This window comes from Streptomyces sp. NPDC096046, from assembly GCF_040303285.1.
In the GTDB taxonomy this organism is placed as follows: domain Bacteria; phylum Actinomycetota; class Actinomycetes; order Streptomycetales; family Streptomycetaceae; genus Streptomyces.
On record NZ_JBEOSZ010000046.1, the window covers coordinates 1 to 25,598 of the forward strand.

Consider the following 25,598-nt stretch of genomic DNA (forward strand, 5'->3'; position numbering starts at 1 on the left):
ACGATATCGCCGTGCTCAACACCGAACTCGCCGCCTGGCAGCAACAGACCAACAGCAACCAGCGCCAAGTCGACTGGCACTTCACCACCGACGACGCACGTGTGAAGCTGCGCCACCTCTACCCAACCACACAGCGAAATTAAGCCGCGACAATCTACTAGCGCAGCCCTCTCTCCAAACGATGCTGCTCGACCAGCTCCTCCCACTCCCCGGCATCACCCTCGCTCACGGCGATGAGTCGGGCCCCGAGCGCGAGGGTGCGCACTCGGTTTGCCGCCTGTGTGGCCTGCCCCTTGGTCGTATACACGCCCAATACGAGGGTCGTGGAGTCGTCGTCGGTCTCGTCGGCGGCGAGGGCGAAGCTCCAGGGGACGTCGCACGGGGGCGTGTGGTCGGGGTCCGGGCAGAGGAGGCGTGTGATCGGGTCCTGAAGTGCGAGCGTCTCCTCGATGTTGGGGCATCCGTGGATGCGGATCTCGTACACCCGTGGCTCCCCTTCTCCTGGTGGCACGTACCCCTCCTGATTCAGTTCAGCGGGTACCGACCGTAAGGGCCGCCACGTGCTTGCGCATCGTGTTATTGCCTCGGCCGTCTTCTTCCGGGCGATGGGCCACTGGTTGGCCAGGACGAACTCACGGCCCAGGTTCTATTGAGGTTGGCGGTTCCGGGGCGAGGGTGGGGCGGCGGAGGACGTGAGTCGGGTGCCGCTTGCGTTGCCGAGTGACGGGTTCGGGCTGAAGGGCGCCGTCGTCGGCCCCGGGGCATTCAGTCCTCCGCTCGATCCAGCTCTCCCCGTTCGACACAGAACTCGTTGCCCTCCGGGTCCGCCATCACGACCCAGCCTCTGCCATTCGGGAGGGTGCGGTCCGTGAGGATGCTGGCGCCCATGGCCACGGCGCGTTCGACCTCATCGGCACGGGTGCGGCCCGTGGGGCCCATGTCGAAGTGGATGCGGTTCTTCGTCGTCTTGGCCTCCTCGACTCTGACGAAGAGGAGGCCGGGCGCGCCGTCCGGGAGTTCGACCAGGACCTCGTCGTCGCCGGGCTTGTCCATCTCGGAGATCGGGTGGCCCAGGAACTCGGACCAGAAGCGAGCCAGTTCGTAAGGCTCGCCCGTGCAGTCGAAGGTGATGTGGCGGATGGTCGGGTTCAACGCCTGTCTCCCTGAGAGGTCTGCGCCAGGTGCGTTGTCGCAGGATGCGTGGGAAGGCCGGGCCTTGTCGATCTATTTCGGGTCCTCGGGAAGGTTCCCGTCGCCGCCCAGGTTGGCGACCATGCGGCGCAGGACGTTGATCGTGGTGACGAAGTCGGCCTCGGGGATGCCCTCGTGGGTCTGGTGGTGGACGCGGAGGTTGCGTTCCCGGGCGCGGAGGCGGCCGGCCTCGCCCTCCTCGGTGAGGTTCATGCCGCCCGTCGCGTCCTCCGTGAGCCAGCCCCGGGCGATGAGGTCGTCGTAGATCGCGTCGAAGTCGGTGTTCTGGTCGTCGTAGGGGGTCAGGCGGTCGGTGAGGGTGGCGCGGGTCCAGGTGCCCGGGGCGCCGGAGGCGTGGTTCAGGGTCCACCAGTGGGGCTGGGTGAGGTTCTCCACGGCGAGTTGGTCTCGTATGGCCCCTACGACCCTGCGGTAGGCCTGGCCGGTCCATGCCCCGATGGGCTGGGCGGCCAGTTCCTCGTGGGAGTACTCCTCGAGGTTCTCGGTCGGTGCGCTCATGCCGGTCAACGTAGGACCTCAAGCGAGCTTGAGGTCAAGGAGGAAGGCGCGGATCTCCGCGTGGAGGCGGGCCGGCTGGTCCAGGTGGACGTCGTGCGCCGCCTCGGGGATGCGGACCGTCCTGGTGTCCGGGCGGTGGGCGAGCATCGTGGCCGGTTCGTCGGGGCGCATCGTGCCGTGTTCGCCCTGGATGAGGAGCGTGGGGCGGGTGATGCGGGACCACTCCTCCCAGTAGGCGGTGGTGGCCAGTTCGGCGATGGTGTCGATGATCGTGGTGCGGTCCCATCCCGGGTACCAGCCGTCGTCCCGTCGTTCCAGGGTTCTTGTCCATGCCTCGTGGCCCAGGAAGGCTTCCGCCTCCCCCAGGGACTGGAAGGGGGTGGGCCAGCCGTCCAGCCAGGTCGCGATCTGTGCCGGGAGGTCGGGGCCCGGGCCCGCCGGACCGGTCTCGATCAGGATCAGGGCCTCCACCAGGTGGGGGTGGGACGCGGCCAGCAGCATCGCCGTGTGGCCGCCCAGGGACTGGCCGAGCAGGATCACGGGAGCCGGGGCCAGTTCCTGGATCAGGGTGACGGCGTCCCGGACGTGGGCCTCGCGGGTCGTGGTCGCCGGGGTACGGGTGCTGGCACCGTGGCCCCGGGCGTCGTACGTCACCACGCGGTGGCCGTCGGCCTGCAGTTGCCCGGCGAGGGTGTCCCACTCGCCCTGGTGGCCCGCCAGGCCGTGCAGGAGGAGAAATGTGGTCGCGGGCTCGCCCGGGGGGTGGTGAGTCCTGTGGGCGATGTGCGTGCCGTCGGGGGTGGTGAGGGTTCCGGACGTCATGCGGGTCAAGGGGCCCCCGTTGTCGTCGGCTCGGCCGGCCGCGCCGACGGCCGCCCTGGGCGTCATGGGGTGGCCGTCGTACGCGCTTCAGGAACCCAGGAGCCTACGGCTTCAGGAGTCCGGGAGTCTACGGTGCCGGGGTCAGGTCGGCTCGGCCGAACAGGAGGGCGTAACCCGCCGGGAGTTGGGCCAGGATGCGGGTGACCAGGTCGTCGCCGACGAGGGACGGCAGCACGCCGAGGACCGAGCTGACGTCCCAGCGGGCCGTGGCCGGGGTGGCTGCCGGTGTCCGGGCCGCGACCGAGTCGACGAACTCGGCGGCCGTCAGCCGGTGCGTGGCCGGGACCTGGGAGGCGATCAGCCGGGCGGCCTCCCGGGGCAGGGCGCGGGCCAGGTCGACCCGTTCGTCGCCGGTGACGTGGGTGCCGAGGGCGGCCAGGACGGTACGGGTGACCTGTTCCGCCTTCGACCGGGTGGGGTACAGGCCCGACTCGCGGACCGCTTCGATCAGCCGGGGCCAGCCGTCGCCGTCGTCGGGGTGGGCGGCGCTTCTTGTCGTCACACGGGGCACCGTCGTCGTGCTCATGTGTGGGGTTTTCCTCCGGGTGCGTGCGCGGGTGGGTACGTGCGTGCCTGGTGCGAGGGTCGGTCGAGAGCGCGTGTCGCGCCGCCGGGTGGATCGTGCCGGCGGCGCGACCTGTGTACGGGCGGCTGCCGCGGTGCCGCGGGGGTCAGCCGCTGATCTGCTTGCGCGTGTCGCCGCCCGAGATCTGGATGCGGCGGGGCTTGGCCTGCTCGGCCACCGGGATGCGCAGGGTCAGGACGCCGGCCTCGTACGAGGCGTCGATGCGCTCCGTGTCGAGCGTGTCGCCGAGGAACAGCTGGCGGGTGAAGGTGCCGGTGGGACGCTCGGCGACCAGCGGTTCCGCGCCCTCGGGGGCGGGGGACCTGCGCTCGGCTCGTACGTTGAGGACGTTGCGCTCGACGTCCAGCTCGATCGTCTCGGGGTCGATGCCGGGGAGGTCGAAGTGGACGAAGAAATCGTCCCCGGAGCGGTAGGCGTCCATGGCCATCGCGGACGGGCGGGTGGCGGAGCCCAGAACCTGCTGGGTGAGCCGGTCGAGTTCACGGAAGGGGTCCGTGCGCATGAGCATCACTGGTCACTCCTCTCTTCGGGTGCAGTCGGTGCGATGCCCTACGGTCTGCGTCTTCTTATATAGCTCGGAGGAGGAAAGTTGACAAGCCCCCGCTCATGTTGGAGGCCTCGCCGCTGTGCCCTTGGCGCGGATGCCCCGCCGGGGAGGGGGCTAGCCTCAAGATCGTGCGGGGCCCGGAGGAAAGGGCGCGGCGCAGGGCTCAGGACGCAGGAGGAGGCAGGGATGGCGAAGGTTCGGGTTCCCAGTGCGGTCGTCGCGGCGAGCGGGCTCGTGGGCGGGTACGGCGTGGCCCGCTGGACCAGGCAGCGGCCGCTCGGCGGGGTCGTGCTCGCCGCGGCCGGGGTGACGGCCGCGCGGCAGTGGCGGCAGCAGGCCGGCGGGGTGGCCGCGGGGGCGTTGTCGGCCGCGTACGTCGCCGCCTTCGCCGGGTCTCATCCGCTGGCGAAGAAGGTGGGTGCCTGGCCGGCCGTGTTCGGGGTGGCGGGGGCCGTGGGGCTGGCGTCGTGGGTGGTGGCGGATCGGCGCGGCTGACCGGCTGACCGACCCGACCGGCCGATGCCGGTGGCTACAACGAAGAACCCCGGCCCTGAGAACAGGGCCGGGGTTCTTGTCAGAGCGCCGGGCAGGCCTTGCACCTGCATCTCCCCACAGGAAGTGGGGCGTCTTTCCTTGGACCACCAACGCATCGTCCGTCTGCCGGAGTCCGGCGAGCGGATGCAGATCAACTATAGCGCAGTTCTGTCGTCCCCTTCGCCGACCGGCCGCCCCCTTCGCCGTCCGGTCGTCTCCTCACCGGCCGCCGCGGGTGCGGCGACTTGACCGCGGAGGGGGAGCCGTCGCGGGGGCGTATGCGGTTTCCCATACGCCCCCGACACACGGCCCGAGGTACGGACCCCCGGCTTCCTACCTTGCGCTGACGGTGCTCGCGCTCTTCTCCGCCGCCGTCAGCGGCTTGGCGATGTCCTCCAGGGAGCGGCGTTCCGCGTTGACCGCGAGGAGCGCCGCGACCAGGCCCGCCAGGCACATCAGTGTCGCGCCGATCGAGAAGGCGAGGACCGTGTCGCCGACGACACCGGTTTCGGTGAGCTTGGCGAAGAGGAGCGGGCCGCTGATGCCGCCGGCCGCGGTGCCGATGGCGTAGAAGAAGGCGATGGACATCGCCCTGGTCTCCATCGGGAAGACCTCGGAGACCGTCAGGTAGGCGCTGGAGGCGCCCGCGGAGGCGAAGAAGAGGACCGCGCACCAGCAGGCCGTCATCGTGGTCGCGCTCAGCGAGCCCTGGTCGAAGAGCCAGGCCGTGCCGAAGAGGAGAAGGCCGGACAGGATGTACGTGCCGGAGATCATGATGCGGCGCCCGACCGTGTCGAAGAGCTTGCCCAGGAGCAGCGGGCCGCAGAAGTTGCCGATGGCGATGACGGCGAAGTAGTAGCCGGTGTTGCCGCTCGGGACGTCGAAGAACTGCGTGAGGATCGCGCCGAAGCCGAAGGTGATCGCGTTGTAGAGGAACGCCTGGCCGATGAAGAGGGAGAAGCCGAGGACGGCGCGCTTGCGGTAGTCGGAGAAGACCGTGCGGCCGATCTCCAGGAAGGAGACGCTGCGGCGCTGGTGGATGGTGATCTCGCCCTCGGGGCGCGGCAGGGGTTCGTTCCGCTCTTCCTCGATCGTGCGCTCGATGGAGGAGACGATGCGTTCCGCCTCGTCGTCGCGGCCGTGGATGAGCATCCAGCGCGGGCTCTCCGGGACGTGCCGGCGCACGAGGAGGATCACCAGGGCGAGGACCGCGCCGAGCGCGAAGGTGAGGCGCCAGCCGACGTTCGCCGCGAAGATGTCCGTGTCCAGCGCGACGATCGACAGCAGCGAGCCGAAGACCGCGCCGAGCCAGAAGCTGCCGTTGATCATCAGGTCGACGCGGCCGCGGTACTCCTTGGGGATCAGCTCGTCGATCGCGGAGTTGATCGCCGCGTACTCGCCGCCGATGCCGAAGCCGGTGAGGAAGCGGAAGAGGAAGAACCACCAGGTGTCGAAGGCGACGGCGGTGAAGGCGGTGGCCGCCAGATACACCGCCAGGGTGATCATGAAGAGTTTTTTGCGCCCCCATTTGTCGGTCAGGCGGCCCCAGAACAGGGCGCCCAGGCAGGCTCCCGCCACGTACAGGGCGGCCGCGATGCCGGTGACCTCCCCGGACGTGATGGGCAGGCCGCTGCCCGGTTCCGACAGGCGGCCGGCGATGTTGCCCACGACGGTGACTTCGAGTCCGTCGAGAATCCACACGGTGCCGAGGCCGATCACGATCGTCCAGTGCCAGCGCGACCACGGGAGGCGGTCGAGGCGGGCGGGGATGTCGGTGGTGATGGTCCGGCCTCTTTCGGCCTGCGCGGTGCCCATGGGCTCCCTCCTCGTCGAGTGAACCCGGTGCGAGTGCCCTGAGCGGCTTTCCTTACGCCCTGAGTTGCCTTCGTCACGCCCCGAGAGCGTGGGACACCGTGTAGATGAGCAGGCCGGCCAGTGAGCCGACCACCGTGCCGTTGATGCGGATGAACTGCAGGTCGCGGCCGATGTTGGCCTCGATCTTCCGTGTGGTGTGCTCGGCGTCCCAGCTCGCCACGGTGTCGGTGATCAGGGAGGTGATCTCCTTGCGGTAGGCGGTGACGACGTAGACGGCCGCGTCCTCCACCCACTGGTCGACCTTGTCCTGCACCTTGCGCTCGGCCGCCATCCGGGAGCCGAGCGACAGCAGGGACGCGCGGACCCGCAGCCGCAGTTCGCTGCGCTCGTCCTCCGCCGCCGCGACGATCATGGATCGCACGGCCGTCCAGGCGCTGGCGATGAGGTCCTGGACCTCGTCGCGGCCCAGCACCTCACCCTTGAGCCGCTCGACGCGGGCGCGGGTGTCGGTGTCGGACTGGAGGTCGGAGGCGAAGTCGGTGAGGAAGCGGTCGAGGGCGCCGCGCGCGGGATGGCCTGGCATGTCGCGCATCTCGGTGGTGAAACGCAGCAGCTCCCGGTAGACCCGCTCGCCGACCTTGCGGTCGACGAACTTCGGCGTCCAGCCGGGGGCGCCGCCCTCCACGGCGTCCATGACCTCGTCGCGGTGCAGCACCAGCCAGTCGTGGGCGCGGTTGACGACGAGGTCGACGACCCGTTTGTGGCCGCCGTCGGCGACGACCTTCTCCAGCATCTTGCCGATGCCGGGCCCGATCTCCTGGGCGGCCGCCCGGCGGGTGATGGCCTCGCCGACCACGGCCTGGACGTCGGAGTCGCGCAGGACCGTCAGGGCGCCGCGCAGGGCGGTGGACAGCTCGGCGGTGACCCGATCGGCGTGTTCGGGGACCGCGAGCCAGGCGCCGAGGCGGCTGCCGATGCCGACGGCACGCAGCCGCTGTCGTACGACGTCCTCGGAGAGGAAGTTCTCGCCGACGAACTCGCCCAGGGAGACGCCGAGCTGGTCCTTCTTGGTGGGGATGATCGCGGTGTGCGGGATGGGGATGCCGAGGGGGTGCCGGAAGAGGGCGGTGACGGCGAACCAGTCGGCGAGCGCGCCGACCATGCCCGCCTCGGAGGCCGCGGCGACATAGCCCGCCCAGGGGCCGGCGCCGGAGTTCTGCGCCCACTTGGCGAGGACGTAGACCACGGCCACGAACAACAGCAGCCCGGTGGCGGTGAGCTTCATCTGCCGCACGCCGCGCTGTTTCTCCTCGTCCGCCGGGCTGAAGGTCGTCATCGCACGGTTCACGGCGGCACCGGGCCGGGCATGCTGCCCTCCGACACCGGCACCGCTTTGTTCTGTTCTCGTCCGATTCATCCGCTCCACCCGCTCGGTGATCCCGCACACATTGTCCCTTGCTGACCGACTCCTGGAACGGAGCAGGAGTTCCCGGCGTCTGTCGGGAGGGGGTATTGCCACGGGGTCCTGTGAGCTTCCCCCGGTCCATGACGCATCATGGGCACATCAGATCGGAGCCTTGGGCTCCCATCGCCCGAGGAGAACATCACAGCATGACCCGAGGACGTGGTTACGCCCTCCTGGGCATGGTCGTCGCAGCGATCATGGCCCTTTCCACCGCCCTGTACGTCGGAGTGGCGTCCGACAACGGCACACCCGACGGGAACGCGGTCGGCCAGGGCCGCGTCCCGCGCAACTCGGCCGCCCCGGCCTCCACCGGCACCTGGGTCGGCACCTGGTCCACGTCCCCGGCCGCGGCCGAGCCCGGCACCGAGACGACGGCCATGGCGGACCGATCGGTGCGCAACGTCGTCCACACCAGCGTCGGCGGTACGAGTGCCCGCGTGACGCTGTCCAATCTCTACGGCCAGTCCCCGCTGAACATCACGCGGGCGACCATCGCCGTCTCCGCGGGCGGCGGTACGGCCGCGGCGCTCGCGGACACCATGCGGCAGCTGACCTTCGGCGGCGGCCCCAAGGTGGTCGTCCCGCCCGGCCGGCAGGTGATGAGCGACGCGGTCCGGGTCGTCGTCCCGCCCGACTCCGACGTCCTGGTCACCACGTACACGCCGACCGGCTCCGGCCCCGTGACGTACCACCCGCACGCCCGCCAGACCTCCTACGTCGCCCAGGGCGACCACGCGCGGGACGCGACGGGCACGCCCTACACCGAGCGGAGCGTCTCCTGGCGCTACCTGACCGCGCTGGACGTGCTGAGCAACGAGTCCGACGGCACGATCGTGGCCCTCGGCGACTCGCTGACCGACGGCATCACCTCCACCCCGGGCGCCAACAACCGGTGGACCGACGTGCTTTCCGACCGGCTGCGCGCCCAGATCGCGGCCGGGCGGGACCTGCCCCGCTACAGCGTCGTCAACCAGGGCATCAGCGGCAACCAGGTCCTCACCGACGGCCTCGGCCGCCCCGCGGACAATCCCAGCGCCCTGAACCGCTTCCAGCGGGACGTGCTGGAGCGGCCGAACGTGAAGGTCGTCGTCATCGACCTCGGCGTCAACGACATCCTGCGCAACCCGCGCCTGGCCGACCCGAACGCGATCCTCGACGGGCTGCGCACCCTGGTGGGGCAGGCACACGCACGCGGAGTGAAGGTGGTCGGGGCGACCCTGATGCCGTTCCACGGGCACCGCGGATACACCGACGCGCGTGAGGCGGTACGCCAGACGATCAACGCGGAGATCCGCGCCGGGCGGGTGTACGACGCCGTGGCCGACTTCGACCGGGCGCTGCGCGATCCGTACGACCCCCGGCGGCTGCGGTCCGACTACGACTCGGGGGACCATCTGCACCCCAGCGACAAGGGGTACGCGCGGATGGCGGAGTCCTTCGACCTGGAGACGCTGAAGGGGTCGGCGCCGGCGGAGCTGTAGCACCGCCCCGGCCCCCCCGTCCCGCTCCGTGCCCGTCGCCCGTCCGCAGGCGGCGGGCACACCGCTGCCGGCGCTCAGTGCTCCCCGTGCCCTCTGCGCCGGCGCGGCTCGTCCAACTCCCGCCGCCCCGCCCGGCGCTCCAGCTTCTCCTGGCGCCGCTCCTCCCGGATCCGCAGCTTCTCCGCCCGGGTCGGCTTCCGCTGGACCCCGACGCCGCCCCACAGCGCGAACCCGGTCACGATCACCCGCGGCGCGCCCGGCTCCCCCGGCACGCCCTCCTCGCGGTGGTCGAAGCCGCCCATGATGCCGATGCCGCGGACGACGACCTCGACCCCGGACGGCACGATCACATCCACCCCGCCCATGACCGCGATCGCGTTGATCTCGACCTCGCGGTCCGCGAAGTTCGCCTCGCGCAGATCGATCTCCCCGCCACCGCACAGGGCGAAGCAGGTGAACCGCCGGGGCATCGTCCAGCGCCCCTTGCGCTGGAAGCCGGACATCACGGCGACGGCCCAGTTCGAGGACCCCTCGCCACCGACGATCCGCCCGGACCACCCCGGGCCGGCGGCCGGGTCCTTCGTCAGGGACACCACCGGCACCGTGACGCCCTCGGCCGGCAGATCCCGGGTGAGGGGCGCCAGCTCCCCGTACGTCCGCGCCTTGTAGGTGGCCTCCAGCCGCTCCTCGAACTCCTCCATGTCGAGGCGTCCCTCCGCGACGGCGTCCCTCAGGATGCCGGCGACCCGGTCACGGTCGGCGTCGGAGGCGCGGAGGTCCGGGACTGCGTCGTCGGTCATACACAGCAGACTACGAGTTCGCCCCGCCGGGGGCTACGAGATCGCCCGCTCGGCCCGGTCCGCGTACATCTTCGCGATCACCGCCTCGATGTCCGGCTCCCGCACCGACAGGTCCACCAGCGGGTGGTCGGCCGCGATCCGCGCCACGAGCGGCGCCGCCGACTGCCCCGCCGGGAACGCCAGCCACTGCCTCGGCCCGTCCACACGGACCACCCGCGCGGGCGCCGGTGCCTCGATCGGCGGCAGCTCCCGCTCCAGGTCCACCACCAGGATCCGCTCGCTCTCCCCCGCCTCGTGCAGCCCGGCGAGCGGACCGTCGTACATCAGGCGCCCGTGGTCGATGACCATCACCCGCTTGCACAACTGCTCGATATCCTGGAGGTCGTGCGTGGTCAGCAGCACCGTCGTACCGCGCTCGGCGTTCAACTCCCGCAGGAACTCCCGCACCTTGGACTTGGACACGACGTCCAGCCCGATGGTCGGCTCGTCCAGGTACAGGACCTCCGGGTCGTGCAGCAGCGCCGCCACGACGTCCCCCCGCATCCGCTGCCCCAGGGAGAGCTGGCGCACCGGCACGTCCAGCAGGTCGCCCAGATCGAGGAGTTCGACCAGGCGGCCGAGGTTCTCCCGGTAACGGGCGTCCGGGATCCGGTACATGCGGTGCATCAGCCGGTAGGAGTCGATCAGCGGCAGGTCCCACCACAGCGTCGTACGCTGCCCGAACACCACGCCGATACGGTGCGCGAGCCGCGTCCGCTCCTCGGAGGGATTGATCCCGGCCACCCGGAGCCGGCCCGCGCTCGGGGTGAGGATGCCGGTCAGCATCTTGATCGTGGTGGACTTGCCGGCGCCGTTCGGCCCGATGTACCCGACCATCTCGCCGCGCGCCACGCGGAAGGAGATCGAGTCGACCGCCCGCACCCGCCGCCGCTCCCGCTTCATGAAGCCGGTCCTCTTGCGCACCTCGAAGACCTTCTCCACACCGTCGAGTTCGATGAACCCGCTTTCCGACCCGGTCACGTCAACTCCCTGTACTCCGGTACGAACGAAGCCCCGTACGCCACGCCATCCCGGCCAGTCCGCAGCAGACCACCGCCACCAGCGGCGAGGCGAAGGCCGCCCACCCCGGCAGCCCGACCGGATACGGCCGCCCCAGCACATGGGTGGCGGGCACCCAGTTGACGAAGGCCAGCGGCACCATGAAGGTCACGCCCCGCACCAGGTCCTTGCCGAACACCGTCGGCGGATACTGCAACAGCGTCGTCCCGCCGTAGGTGAACGCGTTCTGCACCTCGGCGGCGTCCTGCGCGTAGATCTGGAAGGCCGCACCCGCCACGAACACCGCCGAGAAGATCGCCGCGCCGCTGACCACCATCACCGGTACCAGCAGCACCCTGGCCGCGTTCCAGTCGACGTCCACCGACACCAGCGCCCAGCCCAGCACCACCGTGCCCTGGACGATCCGGCCCAGCCGGCGCAGCGCGAACCGGTCGGCCCCGACCTGGGCGAGCACCGGCGCCGGCCGCACCAGCAGCGTGTCGAACGAGCCGTCACGCATCCGGGCACCCAGCACGTCCATCGAACCGAGCGCCAGATCGGCGATCCCGAACGACGTCACCGACAGCCCGTACAGGAACGCCACTTCGGACAGTGACCAGCCGCCCAGCGAGTCGACCTGCGAGAACATCAGCAGGATCCCCACGAAGTCCAGGCCGGTCACCGCCAGGTTCCCGATCACCGTGACGACGAAGGAGGTCCGGTACGTCATGCTGGACCGCACCCACATCCCGGCGATCAGCCGATAGGCCCGCACCCCCTCGGCCAGGGCACCGCGCTCACCCACCCTGCACCACCACCCGCCGCGTCGCGGCCGACTGCACCAGCCGCCCCGCCGCCAGCAGCGCCACCGCCCACGCCGCCTGGAAGGCGAACGCCCGCAGCGGGTCGGTCTCCCCCATCAGCACGTCCGCCGGCATCTGGATCTGCGCCGCCCACGGCAGCACCCGCACCACCTCACCGAGCACACCCGGGAACGCGTTCAACGGCAGCACCATGCCCGAGAAGAAGACCCCCGTGACCATCAGAACCTGGCTGACGCCCATACCGTCCATCAGCCAGAACACGCTCAGGGCCGCCAGATAGCGGATCGCGAAGCTCACGACCGTCGCCAGCAGCAGCGTCACCGCGAAAGCCGCCCACCGGGTGACGTCCGCGGGCAGCGCCATCGGGAAGAAGACCGCGCCGAACACGAACGGGACCACCCCCCGCCCCAGCATCTGGAACAGCGCCCGCCCCACGTCACCCGCCAGCCACCACACCTGCAGATCCGCCGGCCGGTACAGATCGACCGCGATCTCACCGGTGCGGATGCGCTCCATCAGGTCCTTCTCCGCGCCCCCGCCCTGGATCGCCAGCGTCGCGAAGAGACACTGCCCCAGCCACACATAGGTCACGGCCTGCGCCTGGTCGTACCCGCCGAGATGGGGCCTCTCCTCCCACAGCGCCAGATACGTGTAGACGAGGATGACGCCGAAGACCGTGTTGGTGAACACCCCGGCCACCGTGGCCGCCCGATACGTCGCGTACCGCCGGAAACCGCCCGCCGCGACGGCCGCGTACAACCGCCCCGAGCCCACATCCACCGCCCTCCTCGCCGCCCGGCACCGAAGCGCAGGAGCCTAGTGGCCCCCTGATGGGGCATGCCACGCGTTTTCGGGGAGCGACTGAGGTGGCGTGAGGCGAGCGCGCACCGGCCCAGACGGTACGATCCGTTGCGTCCGCACGGGCCCGGGCGTCCGTGCCCGGGGCTAGCAGCGTGGCGGCGGTGCCGGCCGGACGGAGCGTACGAGCCGTCACGATCCACGGTCGGGTCCCCCTTCGGGCGAATGTCGCACAGGCGAGATCGCGATGCGGCCGACGTGCGGAACAGCGCGCTTCACCCCGTGCCCACCCGCGTGCTCACCCGCACCCGGCCCGCCTCACCGGACGGCTCACAGCCCGGCCCCCGATCAGGGAACTGATCAAAGGATGGGACAGTCTTCACCACAGGGGCGCAAGAGCGAGCAGAGACGTACGGGAACGACGTACGACGCGAAACAGGAGTCCGTGCACGACATGAGTGACGAGCCTCAGCCGCAGCGGCCGAATCCGGGCCGGCCACCGAGAGAGCCGCAGGCGGACGCCGACGGCACCCCGGGCACGCCCGAGGCCATGGCGGCCGGGAAACCGAAGCGGACCGGCTGGCGCCGGATCATCCCCACCTGGCGCATGACGCTCAGCGCCTTCGTCATCGTCGTGCTGCTGCTGGTCGGCGGCTTCTTCCTGGGCTACTCCCTCGTGAAGATCCCCCCGGCCAACGCGCTCGCCACCAAGCAGGCCAACGTCTACCTCTACGCGGACGGCTCCGTGATCGCCCGCGACGGCGAGGTCAACCGGGAGAACGTCACCCTCGCCCAGATCTCCAAGGACGCCCAGCACGCCATCCTGGCCGCCGAGGACCGCGACTTCTACACCGAGTCCGCCGTCGACCCCCAGGCCATGGTCCGCGCCGCCTGGAACACCGCCCTCGGCAAGGGCAAGCAGTCCGGCTCCACCATCACCCAGCAGTACGTGAAGAACTACTACCTGCGCCAGGACCAGACCGTCACGCGCAAGGCCAAGGAGTTCTTCATCGCGATCAAGCTGGACCGCGAGGTGAGCAAGGGCCACATCCTCGAGGGCTACCTCAACACCAGCTACTTCGGCCGCAACGCCTACGGCATCCAGGCCGCCGCCCAGGCCTACTACGGCAAGGACGCCAAGGACCTCGACCCGGCCCGCGCCGCCTACCTCGCCGCGCTCGTCAACGCCCCCAGCCAGTACGACGTCGTCGCCCACCCCGAGAACCGCGAGGCCGCCGAGTCCCGCTGGAACTACGTGCTGGACGGCATGGTCAAGAAGGGCTGGCTCGCCGAGTCCGAGCGCACCGGCATGACGTTCCCCATGCCGAAGGAGTCCACCCTCTCCACCGGCATGTCCGGACAGCGCGGCTACATCGTCCGGATCGTCAAGGACTACCTCGTCCAGAACGAGATCGTCGACGAGCGGCGGCTCGACGCCGGCGGCTACCGCATCACGACCACCCTGCAGAAGGGCAAGCAGGACGCGTTCGTGAAGGCCGTCAACGACAAGCTGATGTCCAAGCTCGACAAGAAGAACAACAAGGTCGACACCTACGTCCGCGCGGGCGGCGCCTCCGTCGACCCCAAGACCGGCAAGGTCGTGGCGATGTACAACGGCATCGACTACGTCAAGCAGTACACCCCCAACGCCACCCGCAGGGACTTCCAGGTCGGCTCCACCTTCAAGCCGTTCGTGTTCACCTCGGCCGTCGAGAACCACTCGGAGACCCAGGACGGCCGCGTCATCACCCCGAACACCATCTACGACGGCACCAACAAACGCCCCGTCCAGGGCTGGACCGGCCAGCCCTACGCCCCCGAGAACGAGGACCAGCGCTCCTACGGCGACATCACCGTCACCGAGGCCACCGACAGTTCCGTGAACTCGGTCTACGCGCAGATGGCCGCCGACGTCGGCCCCGCGAAGGTCAAGCAGACCGCGATCGACCTGGGCATCCCGGAGACCACCCCCGACCTCGCCGACGGCCCCGCCATCGCGCTCGGCACCGCCACCGCCAGCGTCCTCGACATGGCGGAGGCCTACGCCACCCTCGCCAACCACGGCCGGCACGGCACCTACACGATGGTCGAGAAGGTCACCAAGGAGGGCACACCCGTCGAACTGCCCGATCGGCGCACCCGGCAAGCCGTGAGCCGCGAGGCCGCCGACACCACCACCTCGATGCTGCGCAGCGTCGTCCAGAACGGCACCGCCTCCGCCGCCCAGGGCGCGGGCCGCCCCGTCGCCGGCAAGACCGGCACCGCCGAGGAGGACACGGCGGCCTGGTTCGCGGGCTACACCCCCGACCTCGCCACCGTCGTCGCCGTCATGGGACAGGACCCCGTCACCGCCGCCCACAAGTCGCTGTACGGCGCCATGGGCCTGCCGCGCATCAACGGCGGCGGGGCGCCCACGGAGATCTGGACGCAGTACACCCAGGACGCCCTCAAGGGCAAGCCCGTCAAGGACTTCGACCTCAGGCTCCAGCCCGGCGCCGACGTCCCGCAGGCCCCCAGCAGCGACGCCCCGGCCGACCCCACCACCGGCGGCACCACCGACGGCGGCGGCACGACCACCGGCGGCGAGGACACCGGCACCCAGACGCCCCAGCAGTCCCCCAGCGCCCCCGCGGGGCAGACCGAGGGCCAGACCGACGGGGGCGCCACCGACGGCGGCACCGGCGGCCAGTCCCCCAGCGGCGGCGGAACCACGGACGGCGGAACCACCGACGGCGCGACGACCGACGGCGCCACCACCGACGGCGGCACGACGGAGGGCGGCGGCGACGCGGGCGACGGCGACGCGACGGGCGGCCCGACCCGCCCCGGCTGGGGCGTCGTCCCGCAGGGCGCCCGCCGCGAGTAGCCACGCATGACGGGCACCTCCGGGACGGGCTGACGGTGTCGGTGCGTCGTCTTTGCCTTGATCCCGGTACGGCGCGTCTCGTCGGGGGTCTCTCCAACGCAGCAAGGCCGCACGACATGCCGAAGGGGCCGGTGACCAGGGTCACCGGCCCCTTTCCGCACCGCTGGCGCCGGTCCTACAGGTACAGGCCCGTCGAGTCCTCGGCCCCCTCGAAGCGGTCCGCGGCCACGGCGTGCAGATCACGCTCGCGCATGAGCACGTACGCGATCCCCCGCACCTCCACCTCGGCCCGGTCCTCCGGGTCGAACAGAACCCGGTCACCCGCCTCCACGGTCCGCACGTTCTGACCCACCGCGACGACTTCGGCCCAGGCCAGCCGCCGGCCGACCGCCGCCGTGGCGGGGATCAGGATGCCGCCGCCGGAACGCCGCTCGCCCTCGCTGGTGTCCTGCCGCACGAGTACGCGGTCGTGCAGCATCCGGATGGGCAGCTTGTCCGGATGGGTACTGTGCTCGTTTCTCTTGGCGCTCACGCCCTGAAACCTACCTGTCTTCCCCGCGAACGTACGCAGTCGGGTCAGCCCTTGCGCCGCCGCGTGCCGAGCACGAGCAGCCCGGCCACGCCCACCACGACGAGCGCGACCGGCACGACCCGCTCCAGCCGCGGCGCGCCGTCCTCGTCCACGAACCGGGCCCGCACGTCCGTGACGGCCTGGTTGACCCCCACGTAGGCCCGTCCGAGGGTGTGATCGATATTCGACGCGACCTTGGCCTTGGCATCCCCGACGATCGTCTTCGGGTGCACTCGCACCCCGATCTCGTCGAGGGTCTCGGCCAGGGTCGCGCGGCGGCGCCTGATGTCCGCCTCGATCTGCGCCGGGGTCCTGGTGTCCGCCGTGTCCGCCACCGTGTCGCCTCCGAAGTCGGTGTGAAGCCTGTGCGGGACAGTCTGTCAGCTCCACGGCTCATCACACTGTCAGCACCCCCGGTTACCCTGGCCCGATGAGCGAGCGACTCCAGCCGGGCGATGTGGCCCCCGCCTTCACCCTCCCCGACGCCGACGGCACCGAGGTGTCCCTGTCCGACCACAAGGGCCGCAAGGTCATCGTGTACTTCTACCCGGCGGCCCTCACCCCCGGCTGCACCAAGCAGGCCTGCGACTTCACGGACAACCTGGCGCTGCTGGCGGGCGCGGGCTACGACGTCATCGGCATCTCCCCCGACAAGCCGGAGAAGCTGGCCAAGTTCCGCGACAAGGAGTCCCTGAAGGTCACGCTGCTGGCCGACCCGGACAAGCGGGTCCTGGAGTCCTACGGCGCCTTCGGCGAGAAGAAGCTGTACGGCAAGACGGTCGTCGGCGTCATCCGCTCCACGATCGTGGTGGACGAGGAGGGCCGGGTCGAACGCGCCCTGTACAACGTCAAGGCGACGGGCCACGTGGCGAAGATCATCAAGGACCTGGGGGTCTGAGACCCGCTGTTCTTCTTCCGCGAGCGGCTCGTACCGGGGAGATCCGGTACGAGCCGCTCCGCATTTCGGGCGTGACGGTCCGATAAGCGGTTCGTTACTCCGTACGGGATCACGAACGGGTGATCGGGGACGGAGGGCTTTTCATGGGGGTCAGTGCGTACAGCAGGGAGCGACTGGAGGAGGCGGCCCGGGGGGCGAGGTCGTTGACGGAGGCACTGGAGAGGTTGGGGGTGGATCCTCGGAGTTCCAGGCGGGACTACATCCGACAGCGAATGAAGAAGCTGGGGGTGGACACCGCTCACTTCGAGCGGGAGGGGAGCAGGTGGACCCGAAAAGTTCTGCAAGCGGCCGTGTCCGCCTCGACCAGCATGAACGACGTGCTGCGGCACGTCGGGCTTGAGCTGGTGGGGGGACACCACACTCACATCAGCCGCCGCATCAAGGCATACGGCATCGACACGTCGCACTTCGTACCTGTGGTCCGCACGGAGAAGATGAGGCACAACCAGCGCCGCCGCACGGCAGAGGAGATCCTCGTCGAGGACACCTCCACGCACCCCAGACGGGTTCCGAGCGCCCGCCTCAAGAGGGCGATGCGCGAGCTGGGCGTCGAGGAGCGCTGCACGATGTGCGGTATCGGAGTCGTCTGGCAGGGGGAGCCGCTGTCCTTGGAGGTCGACCACATCGACGGCGACTGGCGCAACAATCGGGTGGAGAACGTTCGGTTCCTCTGCCCCAACTGTCACTCGACGACGGACAGTTACCGAGGGCGTGGCAGGGGACGCGTGCGGAGGCGGGCCTCATGAGCGGGCGGCGTGCCTGGCCCACGCCCGAAGAACTGCGCGTCGCGGTCGCCGCGTCCTTATCGCTCGCCGAGGTGCTGCGCCGGCTGGGACGGCCGGACAACGGCGGACAGCGGTTGGCGTTGCGTCGACTCATCGCACAGGAGCGCCTCGACACGGCGCACTTCCTCGGCCAGGCACACAACCGGGGCAAGCCGGGCACCGTCCCGGCCAAGCGCCCCGAGGAGATCCTGGTCCGTCATGACAGCAAGCACAGGACCGCGACCACGCTGTTGCGCCGAGCGCTCAGCAGCGTCGGTGTATCCCAGCAGTGCGTGCGGTGCGGCATCGGCCCCGAGTGGCTCGGCAAACCCATGACGCTGGAGGTGGATCACATCAACGGGGACTGGAGTGACGACCGACGCGAAAACCTGTGGTTGCTGTGTCCCAACTGCCACGCGGTCACCAGCACCTGGTGCCGGGGAGGCGAGACGCGCATAGACGGCCTACGCTTCCCCGGTAGCATGGCCTCGCACGCGGCCGTTGCTGAACGGTATAAGCAGAGGTTTTAGGTGCCTCGGGGCGTTTGCCCATGTGGGTTCGACTCCCACCGGCCGCACGACTGAAGGGGGCCGTCCGTGTTGACGGCCCCTACTCAGCCCAACAGCTCCCGAACCACCGGCACCAGTGCCCGGAACGCCTTCCCCCGGTGGCTGATCGCGTTCTTCTCCTGCGGAGTCAACTCCGCGCAGGTCCGCGTCTCCCCCTCCGGCTGGAGGATCGGGTCGTAGCCGAAGCCGCCCGTGCCGACGGGCCGGTGGCGCAGGACGCCCCGTAGCCGCCCCTCGACCACCCGCTCCGTGCCGTCGGGCAGGGCGAGTGCGGCGGCGCAGGCGAAGTGGGCTCCCCGGTGTTCGTCGGCGATGTCGGAGAGCTGGGCGAGGAGGAGGTCCAGGTTGGCCTTGTCGTCGCCGTGGCGGCCGGACCAGCGGGCGGAGAAGATGCCGGGGGCGCCGTTCAACACGTCGACGCAGAGGCCCGAGTCGTCGGCGACGGCGGGCAGGCCCGTCGCCTGGGCCAGGGCGTGGGCCTTGAGGAGGGCGTTCTCGGCGAACGTCACGCCCGTTTCCTTGACGTCGGGGATGTCCGGATAGGCGTCGGCGCCGACGAGTTCGTGGGGCAGCCCGGCTTCGGCGAGGATCGCGCGAAGTTCGGTGATCTTCCCGGCGTTACGGGTGGCGAGGATCAGGCGACTCATGCCCCCAGTATCGCCGGGCGGGATCGCGCTCCCTCAGGGGCGCGGGGAACCGCGCGACCGGCCCCCGCGGACCCGCACCCGACCGCCGTCGAAACCCGGCACATGAGGAGCCCCGCCAAGCCGGTGCGGCGTTACGGCGTGCAGACCTTCGTCAGTTCGCCCGCCGCGTCCGTGACGGGGCTGATGTCGGGTGTCTCGTCGCCGTTCCTGATCGACGTACGGACGTTGTCCACGGCCTTGTTGAGGTCGTCGACGGCCTTGCCGACGTCCGCGTTGTCGGTCTTGTCGCCGATGTCGCCGAGGTTCTTGTCGATGGAGTCGAGGGACTCGTCGAGCTGCGTGGGGTCGTTCGCCGCGCTGTCGACGGCCTGCTGGAGTTCGGTGACGCTGTCGGCGATGGCGTCGGCGGTCTGGACGCAGTCCAGCGCCTTGTCGACGGCGGCGCAGCCGGTGGTGAGTCCGGCGGTCAGCGCGACGGCCGCCAGGGTGGCGGCGACGGCTGGGGTGCGGCGTCGGCGGCTCGCGGCCATGGAGCGGTCCCTCTCGTTCGGCGGGGCCGGTCGGGCCCGCGCGGCTGGCCGGGCGCACAGGGATGAGCCGTGCGCCCGTACTCCTTCAGACGCGCGGGCGCTCGGCGCGGTTGCCCGCACCGAGCGGCCTTCTTGGTGTGCCCTTTACTTTTCGAGGACGGTATCAAGCGCGGTGCGCTGGTGGGCGGCGAGTTCGCCGCAGCCGGCGACGGCGAGGTCGAGGAGGGCGTTCAGTTCCTCGCGGGCGAAGGGTTCGGCCTCGGCGGTGCCCTGGACCTCGACGAAGCGGCCGTCGCCGGTGCAGACGACGTTCATGTCGGTGTCGGCCTTGACGTCTTCCTCGTAGCAGAGGTCGAGGAGGGGGACGCCGCCGACGATGCCGACGGAGACGGCGGAGACGGTGCCGGTCAGGGGCTGACGGCCGGCCTTGATGAGCTTCTTGCGCTGGGCCCAGGCGACGGCGTCGGCCAGTGCCACGTAGGCGCCGGTGATGGCCGCGGTGCGGGTGCCGCCGTCGGCCTGGAGGACGTCGCAGTCGAGGACGACGGTGTTCTCGCCGAGGGCCTTGTAGTCGATGACGGCGCGCAGGGAGCGGCCGATGAGGCGGCTGATCTCGTGGGTGCGGCCGCCGATGCGGCCCTTGACGGACTCGCGGTCGCCGCGGGTGTTGGTGGCGCGGGGCAGCATGGAGTATTCGGCGGTGACCCAGCCTTCGCCGCTGCCCTTGCGCCAGCGCGGGACGCCTTCGGTGACGGAGGCGGTGCAGAAGACCTTGGTGTCGCCGAAGGAGACGAGGACGGAGCCTTCGGCGTGCTTGCTCCAGCCGCGCTCGATGGTGATGGGGCGGAGCTGCTGGGGGGTGCGGCCGTCGATTCGAGACATGCGGCTGAGCCTATCCGTACGTGCGGAAGGGGCCCCTTCCGCGGTGGGACGGGGCCCCGGTGGGGCTGGGTGTCAGGGGGTGAAGCCCGGGACGATCCCCGCCCTTCACATCATGTCTTCGATCTCCGCTGCGATGGGGTCGGCGTCGGTGCCGATGACGACCTGGATCGCGGTGCCCATTTTGACGACGCCGTGGGCGCCGGCGGCCTTCAGGGCGGTCTCGTCGACCTTGGCGGGGTCCACGACTTCGGTCCGCAGGCGGGTGATGCAGCCTTCGACCTCTTCGATGTTGTCGATGCCGCCGAGCCCGGCAACGATCTTCTCAGCCTTGGTGGCCATGTTCGTTCTCCCTGATCCGAACCGCTTTGTCGCAGTAACCCACAGCCGGCCCCTCTTCGCGAGCGGCCAAGTCGTGTGTGCCGAATGATGGCGTCACGTTCGTGCGACCGTCGAACGACTGGTCTACACCACGAGCGTGCCTCTCGACAAAGTCTCTCGCCGGAAGCGTCTCGGCCGAGGGGGCGGGATGCCTTCGGCGGCCGATCGTGGTGCCGCCGGCCGCGGGGCTCCTCAGCCGGCTGGGGCAGCCGGACGTGTTCGGGGCATCAGGAGGTTCGATCCGGCCATTCCGGGGCGCGGGCCCGAGGAGGACGTCGAGGGCGGCGTCAAGGCGTGACCGTCATGGACGGGCGGAATTGGCGGGTTCCACTCGTTCGGCCTACCGTGCTACAACTGGTCTACACCACTCAGTGGTGGAGGTCACGCGGTGATGACCGCGTTCCCCTTTCTTTGAGACGCCGCCGGCCCCCGTCGAACTCTTCCTGGGCGGCGCCGTGCCCCCTGGAGGAAGTTCATGTCCACAGCCACAGCCGCGCCCGCGAGCCCGAAGAGGGGGTCGGCGGTGATGGCGGTGATGCAGCGCATCGGCCGCAGCCTGATGCTCCCCGTCGCCGTCCTGCCCGCCGCCGCCCTGCTCGTCCGACTCGGCAACACCGACATGCTCGGGCGCGAGTCGTTCCCCGCCTTCATCACCAAGATCGCCGGCTTCATGGCGGCCGGCGGCAACGCGATCCTCGACAACATGGCGCTGCTGTTCGCCGTGGGCATCGCGATCGGCTTCGCCAAGAAGTCGGACGGCTCCACCGCGCTGGCGGCCGTCGTCGGCTACCTCGTCTTCAAGAACGTGCTGGCCACGTTCACCGACAAGAACCTGCCGAAGGTCGCCACGGCGGTCGACGGCAAGGTCGTCATGGTCGACGCTCCCGTGGACGCCAAGGTCCTCGGCGGTGTGGTCATGGGCATCGTCGTGGCCCTGCTCTACCAGAAGTTCTACCGGACCAAGCTGCCCGACTGGGCGGGCTTCTTCGGCGGACGCCGTCTGGTGCCGATCCTGTCGGCCTTCGCGGGCCTGGTCATCGGCATCGTCTTCGGATACATCTGGCCCGTCCTCGGCACGGCTCTGCACAACTTCGGCGAGTGGCTGGTCGGCTCCGGGGCGGTCGGCGCGGGCATCTTCGGTGTCGCCAACCGTGCGCTGATCCCGATCGGCATGCACCACCTGCTGAACTCCTTCCCCTGGTTCCAGGCCGGCACCTACGAGGGCAAGAGCGGCGACATCGCCCGGTTCCTGGCGGGTGACCCGAGTGCCGGGCAGTTCATGACCGGCTTCTTCCCGATCATGATGTTCGCCCTGCCGGCCGCCTGCCTCGCGATCGTGCACTGCGCCCGGCCCGAGCGCCGCAAGATAGTCGGCGGCATGATGCTGTCGCTCGCGCTGACCTCGTTCGTCACGGGCGTCACCGAGCCGATCGAGTTCACCTTCATGTTCATCGCCCCGGTGCTGTACGCGATCCACGCCGTGCTCACCGGTGTCTCGATGGCGCTGACCTGGGCGCTGGGCATGAAGGACGGCTTCGGCTTCTCGGCCGGCGCGGTGGACTTCTTCCTCAACCTGGGCATCGCGACCAACCCGTGGGGCCTGGCCCTGGTCGGTCTGTGCTTCGCGGCGGTCTACTACGCGGTCTTCCGCTTCGCGATCACCAAGTTCAACCTGCCGACGCCGGGCCGCGAGTCCGACGAGGAACTCGCCGAGCTGCAGAAGGCCGAGGCGAAGTAGGGAACCCGCCTCACGCGCGTAGGCCCCGGAACCGCCAGAGCGGTTCCGGGGCCTACGCGCGTGTTCCGGGGTCCGGACGCGGGGGACGCTATATCTCGTACGTCTGCCGCGGCGCGGCCAGGTCCACCCGGCCGTCGTAGACCTCGCGGGCGTCGGCGAGGTTGACCTGGGGGTCCGTCCACGGCGGGATGTGGGTGAGGACCAGGCGGCGGGCACCGGCCCGGGCCGCCGTCTCACCCGCCTCGCGGCCGTTGAGGTGCAGGTCGGGGATGTTCTCCTTGCCGTGCGTGAACGCCGCCTCGCACAGGAACAGGTCGGCGTCCCGGGCGAGTTCGTCCAGCGCGGGGCTCACGCCGGTGTCGCCGGAGTACGCCAGCGTCCGGCCGCCGTGCTCGATGCGGATGCCGTACGCCTCCACGGGGTGGGCCACCCGCTCGGTGTGCACGGTGAACGGGCCGATGTCGAAGGTGGACGGCTTGACCGTGTGGAAGTCGAAGACCTCGCTCATGGAGGAGGCGGAGGGGGTGTCCGCGTAGGCGGTGGTCAGCCGGTGTTCCGTGCCTTCGGGGCCGAAGACGGGCAGGGGATCGCAGCGGCCGCCGTCGTGGCGGTAGTAGCGCGCGACGAAGTACGCGCACATGTCGATGCAGTGGTCGGCGTGCAGGTGGCTGAGGAAGATCGCGTCGAGGTCGTAGAGACCGCAGTGGCGCTGCAGCTCGCCCAGGGCACCGTTGCCCAGGTCGAGAAGCAGCCGGAAGCCGTCGGCCTCGACGAGGTAGCTCGAGCAGGCCGATTCCGCGGACGGGAACGACCCCGAGCAGCCGACGACGGTGAGCTTCATGAAGCAGAAACCTCCGCTGGCGGGAATGTCTGAGAGGGGCGTCGGGGGGTCGTGCGGTCCGTCGAGCGTAAGGCGCGAAACCTCCGGTAGCTCCTCCACAAAGGCCTGTTGTGGGCGAACTCACCTGTGCTGTCACCGGTTCGGCTGGCAGGCCCGCGGGTGATCCTCGCGAGGGGGGCGCGTGGCGCGGGTGGCGCCGGTAACGTCTCAGTATGGACACGTCCTGGTGGCTGGCGCTCGCCGCGGTGGTGCTCCTCGCGCTCGTCGCCACGCTCGTAGACGGCTGGGGCCGGGGACGGCGCCCGTCGGTCCCACGGGGCCGGACGGCGGCGCCGGTGCTCGCGCCGGAGGGCCGGCCGCAGCCGGCGGAGATCTGGTGGGCGCTGGTGCCCTACGAGGACGAAGCGGAATCAGAGGGGGCCGCGCGGCGCAGTGCGTCAGGCAGGGCGGTGACGGACGACGGGCGGGCGAAGGACCGGCCCTGCCTGGTGCTGGCGGTGCGCGGGGAGCGGGCGACGGTCGCGAAGATCACCACCCGGGTCCGTGACGAACGCGCCGGGGTGATCCCGCTGCCCCCGGGGTCGGTCGACGACGCCCGGGGCCGCCCGAGCTTCCTGGAGACGGGCGAGCTGCGCGAGGTCCCGGTGTGGGGCTTCCGGCGGCGGGTCGGCGTGGTGGATCCGGCGTTGTGGGACCAGGTGCGGTACCTGGCGGGCTGAACAGCGCGAAGGGACCGGAGTCGCGGACTCCGGCCCCCTTCGCGCTGGTTCGTCGCGTCGGCTACGCCCAGAGCTGGCCCTGGAGCGTGTCGATGGCCTCCTCCGTGGTGGCCGCCGTGTAGACGCCCGTGGAGAGGTACTTCCAGCCGCCGTCGGCGACGACGAAGGCGATGTCGGCCGGCTCCCCGGCCTTGACGGCCTTCTTGCCGACACCGATCGCGGCGTGCAGCGCGGCGCCCGTGGAGACGCCGGCGAAGATGCCCTCCTGCTGGAGCAGCTCGCGGGTGCGGGTGACCGCGTCCGCCGAGCCGACCGAGAAGCGGGTGGTGAGGACGGACGCGTCGTACAGCTCGGGCACGAAGCCCTCGTCCAGGTTGCGCAGGCCGTAGACCAGGTCGTCGTAGCGCGGTTCGGCCGCGACGATCTGGACGTCCGGCTTGTGCTCGCGCAGGAAGCGGCCCACGCCCATGAGGGTGCCGGTGGTGCCGAGACCGGCCACGAAGTGCGTGATCGACGGCAGGTCGGCGAGGATCTCGGGGCCGGTCGTGGCGTAGTGGGCGCCCGCGTTGTCCGGGTTGCCGTACTGGTAGAGCATCACCCAGTCCGGGTGCTCGGCCGAGAGCTCCTTGGCGACGCGCACGGCGGTGTTGGAGCCGCCCGCCGCCGGGGAGGAGATGATCTCCGCGCCCCACATGCCCAGCAGGTCCCGGCGTTCCTGCGAGGTGTTCTCCGGCATCACGCAGACGATGCGGTAGCCCTTGAGCTTCGCCGCCATGGCCAGGGAGATGCCGGTGTTGCCCGACGTCGGCTCGAGGATGGTGCAGCCCGGGGTCAGGCGGCCGTCCTTCTCCGCCTGCTCGATCATGTGCAGGGCCGGACGGTCCTTGACCGACCCCGTCGGGTTGCGGTCCTCCAGCTTCGCCCAGATGCGGACGTCGGCGGACGGCGACAGCCGCGGCAGGCGCACCAGGGGGGTGTTGCCGACCGCGGCCAGGGGGGAGTCGTAACGCATGGGTGATCAGACCATTCCCGCCCGCCGCCCGGCCGCCACCCCAGCCGGACGCGGCTTCGCCGCGGCAGAACCTCCTGCCACGGCCGGCAGGATCGTGACGTTGTCGCCGTCCGACAGCTTGGTGTTGATGCCGTCGAGGAAGCGGACGTCCTCGTCGTTCAGGTACACGTTGACGAAGCGGCGCAGCTGACCGTCGTCCACGATGCGGGCCTGGATGCCGGCGTGCCGGGTCTCGAGGTCGGCGAACAGCTCGGCGAGGGTGTCTCCCTTGCCCTCCACCGCCTTCTGACCGTCGGTGTAGGTGCGGAGGATGGTCGGGATGCGGACCTCGATGGCCATGGCTTCAGGGCTCCTGTCGGGAGTAGTCGGTCGGGGCGCGCGGCAGCGCAGGAACAGCGGGGTGGTGCGTGTGTGCGGCGCCGCGGCTGACGGCCGTACGGCGGCAGGGTCCGGCGTCAACAGATGGCGCTGGCGAGCCTGCACAGGTCGACGTGCAGCCGCGCCACGAGCAGATCGCCCGGCGTCTTTTCGCTCACGTCGTGGAAAACCATGGGCTCATCGTATCGATTCCCGGTCCGGGTCCTGGAATGTGATCCCACATGGCGGACGCTTTCGGGCCAGGGAGTGAGACCGTGCTGTTCAG

General features: G+C 70.4%; 30 protein-coding genes, 1 tRNA gene, 1 pseudogene and 1 riboswitch. Of the genes and pseudogenes, 10 read left to right on the plus strand and 22 right to left on the minus strand.

The features are described from left to right. Window positions 1-157: 157 nt before the first annotated feature. From ABTX62_RS30020 to ABTX62_RS30045, 6 genes are all read right to left on the minus strand, one after another. Window positions 158-511: a hypothetical protein gene (locus ABTX62_RS30020; RefSeq protein ID WP_352119121.1), complete on the minus strand. Its 354-nt coding sequence runs from the start codon at window positions 509-511 to the stop codon at window positions 158-160. 254 nt (window positions 512-765) lie between these two features. Then, window positions 766-1,152 (minus strand): VOC family protein, encoded by a 387-nt coding sequence (locus ABTX62_RS30025; protein WP_352119122.1) that lies wholly within the window; start codon window positions 1,150-1,152, stop codon window positions 766-768. A gap of 72 nt (window positions 1,153-1,224) precedes the next feature. Next, window positions 1,225-1,710 carry a winged helix DNA-binding protein gene (locus tag ABTX62_RS30030; RefSeq protein WP_352119123.1) on the minus strand — a complete coding sequence of 162 codons (486 nt, stop codon included), beginning with the start codon at window positions 1,708-1,710 and terminating at the stop codon, window positions 1,225-1,227. Between the two features lie 18 nt (window positions 1,711-1,728). Next, window positions 1,729-2,532 carry an alpha/beta fold hydrolase gene (locus ABTX62_RS30035; protein ID WP_352119124.1) on the minus strand — a complete coding sequence of 268 codons (804 nt, stop codon included), beginning with the start codon at window positions 2,530-2,532 and terminating at the stop codon, window positions 1,729-1,731. Window positions 2,533-2,659: 127 nt separating this feature from the next. Then, window positions 2,660-3,118: a DUF2267 domain-containing protein gene (locus ABTX62_RS30040; RefSeq protein ID WP_352119125.1), complete on the minus strand. Its 459-nt coding sequence runs from the start codon at window positions 3,116-3,118 to the stop codon at window positions 2,660-2,662. Window positions 3,119-3,263: 145 nt separating this feature from the next. Beyond that, entirely contained in the window at window positions 3,264-3,686 is a 423-nt protein-coding gene (locus tag ABTX62_RS30045) for an Hsp20/alpha crystallin family protein (RefSeq protein ID WP_352119126.1), read from the minus strand. A 225-nt stretch (window positions 3,687-3,911) separates the two neighbouring features. On the opposite strand from ABTX62_RS30045, the gene ABTX62_RS30050 reads away from it, so the two are divergent. After that, the gene (locus tag ABTX62_RS30050; RefSeq protein WP_283973096.1) at window positions 3,912-4,220 is read left to right on the plus strand and encodes a hypothetical protein; all 309 of its coding nucleotides are present in this window, start codon (window positions 3,912-3,914) and stop codon (window positions 4,218-4,220) included. A 372-nt stretch (window positions 4,221-4,592) separates the two neighbouring features. Here ABTX62_RS30050 and ABTX62_RS30055 read toward each other — a convergent pair whose 3' ends face one another. Both ABTX62_RS30055 and ABTX62_RS30060 read right to left on the minus strand, forming a co-directional pair. Beyond that, window positions 4,593-6,074 carry an MFS transporter gene (locus tag ABTX62_RS30055; RefSeq protein WP_352119127.1) on the minus strand — a complete coding sequence of 494 codons (1,482 nt, stop codon included), beginning with the start codon at window positions 6,072-6,074 and terminating at the stop codon, window positions 4,593-4,595. 73 nt (window positions 6,075-6,147) lie between these two features. After that, a complete protein-coding gene (locus ABTX62_RS30060) occupies window positions 6,148-7,521 on the minus strand; it encodes a DUF445 domain-containing protein (RefSeq protein ID WP_352119128.1) in 1,374 nt (457 codons plus the stop codon). Between the two features lie 164 nt (window positions 7,522-7,685). Between ABTX62_RS30060 and ABTX62_RS30065 the strand changes: the two genes are divergently transcribed. Beyond that, complete coding sequence (locus ABTX62_RS30065; RefSeq protein ID WP_352119129.1) at window positions 7,686-9,020, plus strand: SGNH/GDSL hydrolase family protein; 1,335 nt, start codon at window positions 7,686-7,688, stop codon at window positions 9,018-9,020. A 74-nt stretch (window positions 9,021-9,094) separates the two neighbouring features. On the opposite strand, the gene ABTX62_RS30070 is transcribed toward ABTX62_RS30065, so the two are convergent. From ABTX62_RS30070 to ABTX62_RS30085, 4 genes are read right to left on the minus strand one after another with little or no spacing between them, the layout of a single operon-like run. Beyond that, window positions 9,095-9,820: a DUF1707 SHOCT-like domain-containing protein gene (locus ABTX62_RS30070; RefSeq protein ID WP_352119130.1), complete on the minus strand. Its 726-nt coding sequence runs from the start codon at window positions 9,818-9,820 to the stop codon at window positions 9,095-9,097. A gap of 33 nt (window positions 9,821-9,853) precedes the next feature. Then, window positions 9,854-10,840, minus strand: a complete 987-nt coding sequence (locus ABTX62_RS30075) for an ABC transporter ATP-binding protein (RefSeq protein WP_352119131.1) — start codon at window positions 10,838-10,840, stop codon at window positions 9,854-9,856. Window position 10,841: 1 nt separating this feature from the next. Beyond that, on the minus strand, window positions 10,842-11,663 hold the full coding sequence (locus ABTX62_RS30080; RefSeq protein WP_352119132.1) for an ABC transporter permease: 822 nt from the start codon (window positions 11,661-11,663) through the stop codon (window positions 10,842-10,844). Further along, entirely contained in the window at window positions 11,656-12,456 is an 801-nt protein-coding gene (locus ABTX62_RS30085; protein WP_352119175.1) for an ABC transporter permease, read from the minus strand. The genes ABTX62_RS30080 and ABTX62_RS30085 overlap by 8 nt, the downstream gene beginning before the upstream one ends. A 478-nt stretch (window positions 12,457-12,934) precedes the next feature. Between ABTX62_RS30085 and ABTX62_RS30090 the strand changes: the two genes are divergently transcribed. Beyond that, entirely contained in the window at window positions 12,935-15,346 is a 2,412-nt protein-coding gene (locus ABTX62_RS30090) for a transglycosylase domain-containing protein (RefSeq protein ID WP_352119133.1), read from the plus strand. Window positions 15,347-15,386: 40 nt separating this feature from the next. After that, a riboswitch (guanidine-III (ykkC-III) riboswitch) is annotated at window positions 15,387-15,449 on the minus strand. Between the two features lie 72 nt (window positions 15,450-15,521). On the opposite strand, the gene ABTX62_RS30095 is transcribed toward ABTX62_RS30090, so the two are convergent. Both ABTX62_RS30095 and ABTX62_RS30100 read right to left on the minus strand, forming a co-directional pair. Next, window positions 15,522-15,878, minus strand: a complete 357-nt coding sequence (locus ABTX62_RS30095; RefSeq protein WP_031140106.1) for a GroES family chaperonin — start codon at window positions 15,876-15,878, stop codon at window positions 15,522-15,524. A 44-nt stretch (window positions 15,879-15,922) separates the two neighbouring features. Beyond that, window positions 15,923-16,252 (minus strand): DUF3618 domain-containing protein, encoded by a 330-nt coding sequence (locus ABTX62_RS30100; RefSeq protein WP_352119134.1) that lies wholly within the window; start codon window positions 16,250-16,252, stop codon window positions 15,923-15,925. A gap of 95 nt (window positions 16,253-16,347) precedes the next feature. Here ABTX62_RS30100 and bcp point away from each other — a divergent pair, with 95 nt between their 5' ends. The 4 genes from bcp to ABTX62_RS30120 all read left to right on the plus strand — a co-directional run bounded on the left by bcp (window position 16,348) and on the right by ABTX62_RS30120 (window position 18,216). Then, window positions 16,348-16,815 (plus strand): thioredoxin-dependent thiol peroxidase, encoded by a 468-nt coding sequence (gene bcp, locus ABTX62_RS30105; RefSeq protein WP_352119135.1) that lies wholly within the window; start codon window positions 16,348-16,350, stop codon window positions 16,813-16,815. A gap of 143 nt (window positions 16,816-16,958) precedes the next feature. Next, complete coding sequence (locus tag ABTX62_RS30110) at window positions 16,959-17,621, plus strand: HNH endonuclease signature motif containing protein (protein WP_352119136.1); 663 nt, start codon at window positions 16,959-16,961, stop codon at window positions 17,619-17,621. Then, window positions 17,618-18,169 (plus strand): HNH endonuclease, encoded by a 552-nt coding sequence (locus tag ABTX62_RS30115; protein ID WP_352119137.1) that lies wholly within the window; start codon window positions 17,618-17,620, stop codon window positions 18,167-18,169. Before ABTX62_RS30110 ends, ABTX62_RS30115 begins: the two co-directional genes overlap by 4 nt. Continuing rightward, window positions 18,134-18,216: transfer RNA gene (locus tag ABTX62_RS30120), tRNA-Leu, on the plus strand. Before ABTX62_RS30115 ends, ABTX62_RS30120 begins: the two co-directional genes overlap by 36 nt. Before the next feature lie 36 nt (window positions 18,217-18,252). On the opposite strand, the gene rdgB is transcribed toward ABTX62_RS30120, so the two are convergent. The 4 genes from rdgB to ABTX62_RS30140 all read right to left on the minus strand — a co-directional run bounded on the left by rdgB (window position 18,253) and on the right by ABTX62_RS30140 (window position 20,606). Continuing rightward, entirely contained in the window at window positions 18,253-18,855 is a 603-nt protein-coding gene (rdgB, locus tag ABTX62_RS30125; RefSeq protein ID WP_352119138.1) for an RdgB/HAM1 family non-canonical purine NTP pyrophosphatase, read from the minus strand. 131 nt (window positions 18,856-18,986) lie between these two features. Next, window positions 18,987-19,385 (minus strand): hypothetical protein, encoded by a 399-nt coding sequence (locus ABTX62_RS30130; RefSeq protein WP_352119139.1) that lies wholly within the window; start codon window positions 19,383-19,385, stop codon window positions 18,987-18,989. Window positions 19,386-19,529: 144 nt separating this feature from the next. Then, window positions 19,530-20,267, minus strand: a complete 738-nt coding sequence (gene rph / locus ABTX62_RS30135) for a ribonuclease PH (protein ID WP_352119140.1) — start codon at window positions 20,265-20,267, stop codon at window positions 19,530-19,532. A 105-nt stretch (window positions 20,268-20,372) separates the two neighbouring features. Beyond that, complete coding sequence (locus tag ABTX62_RS30140) at window positions 20,373-20,606, minus strand: PTS sugar transporter subunit IIB (protein ID WP_086602225.1); 234 nt, start codon at window positions 20,604-20,606, stop codon at window positions 20,373-20,375. A gap of 101 nt (window positions 20,607-20,707) precedes the next feature. On the opposite strand from ABTX62_RS30140, the pseudogene ABTX62_RS37995 reads away from it, so the two are divergent. Then, window positions 20,708-20,878, plus strand: a pseudogene (locus ABTX62_RS37995) (PTS transporter subunit EIIC); the annotation flags it as partial. A gap of 242 nt (window positions 20,879-21,120) precedes the next feature. Continuing rightward, window positions 21,121-22,383, plus strand: coding sequence for a PTS transporter subunit EIIC (locus ABTX62_RS30145; protein ID WP_352119141.1), 1,263 nt, complete (start codon window positions 21,121-21,123; stop codon window positions 22,381-22,383). An 88-nt stretch (window positions 22,384-22,471) separates the two neighbouring features. On the opposite strand, the gene ABTX62_RS30150 is transcribed toward ABTX62_RS30145, so the two are convergent. Further along, window positions 22,472-23,224 (minus strand): MBL fold metallo-hydrolase, encoded by a 753-nt coding sequence (locus tag ABTX62_RS30150; RefSeq protein WP_352119142.1) that lies wholly within the window; start codon window positions 23,222-23,224, stop codon window positions 22,472-22,474. A 212-nt stretch (window positions 23,225-23,436) separates the two neighbouring features. Here ABTX62_RS30150 and ABTX62_RS30155 point away from each other — a divergent pair, with 212 nt between their 5' ends. Further along, window positions 23,437-23,943 carry a type II toxin-antitoxin system PemK/MazF family toxin gene (locus ABTX62_RS30155; protein ID WP_352119143.1) on the plus strand — a complete coding sequence of 169 codons (507 nt, stop codon included), beginning with the start codon at window positions 23,437-23,439 and terminating at the stop codon, window positions 23,941-23,943. Window positions 23,944-24,004: 61 nt separating this feature from the next. Here the strand turns inward: ABTX62_RS30155 and ABTX62_RS30160 are convergent, their stop codons facing one another. The 3 genes from ABTX62_RS30160 to ABTX62_RS30170 all read right to left on the minus strand — a co-directional run bounded on the left by ABTX62_RS30160 (window position 24,005) and on the right by ABTX62_RS30170 (window position 25,506). Then, window positions 24,005-24,955 (minus strand): PLP-dependent cysteine synthase family protein, encoded by a 951-nt coding sequence (locus ABTX62_RS30160; RefSeq protein WP_352119144.1) that lies wholly within the window; start codon window positions 24,953-24,955, stop codon window positions 24,005-24,007. A 6-nt stretch (window positions 24,956-24,961) separates the two neighbouring features. Then, a complete protein-coding gene (locus ABTX62_RS30165) occupies window positions 24,962-25,294 on the minus strand; it encodes a MoaD/ThiS family protein (RefSeq protein WP_352119145.1) in 333 nt (110 codons plus the stop codon). 116 nt (window positions 25,295-25,410) lie between these two features. After that, on the minus strand, window positions 25,411-25,506 hold the full coding sequence (locus tag ABTX62_RS30170; RefSeq protein ID WP_311688247.1) for a putative leader peptide: 96 nt from the start codon (window positions 25,504-25,506) through the stop codon (window positions 25,411-25,413). Window positions 25,507-25,598 lie beyond the last annotated feature (92 nt).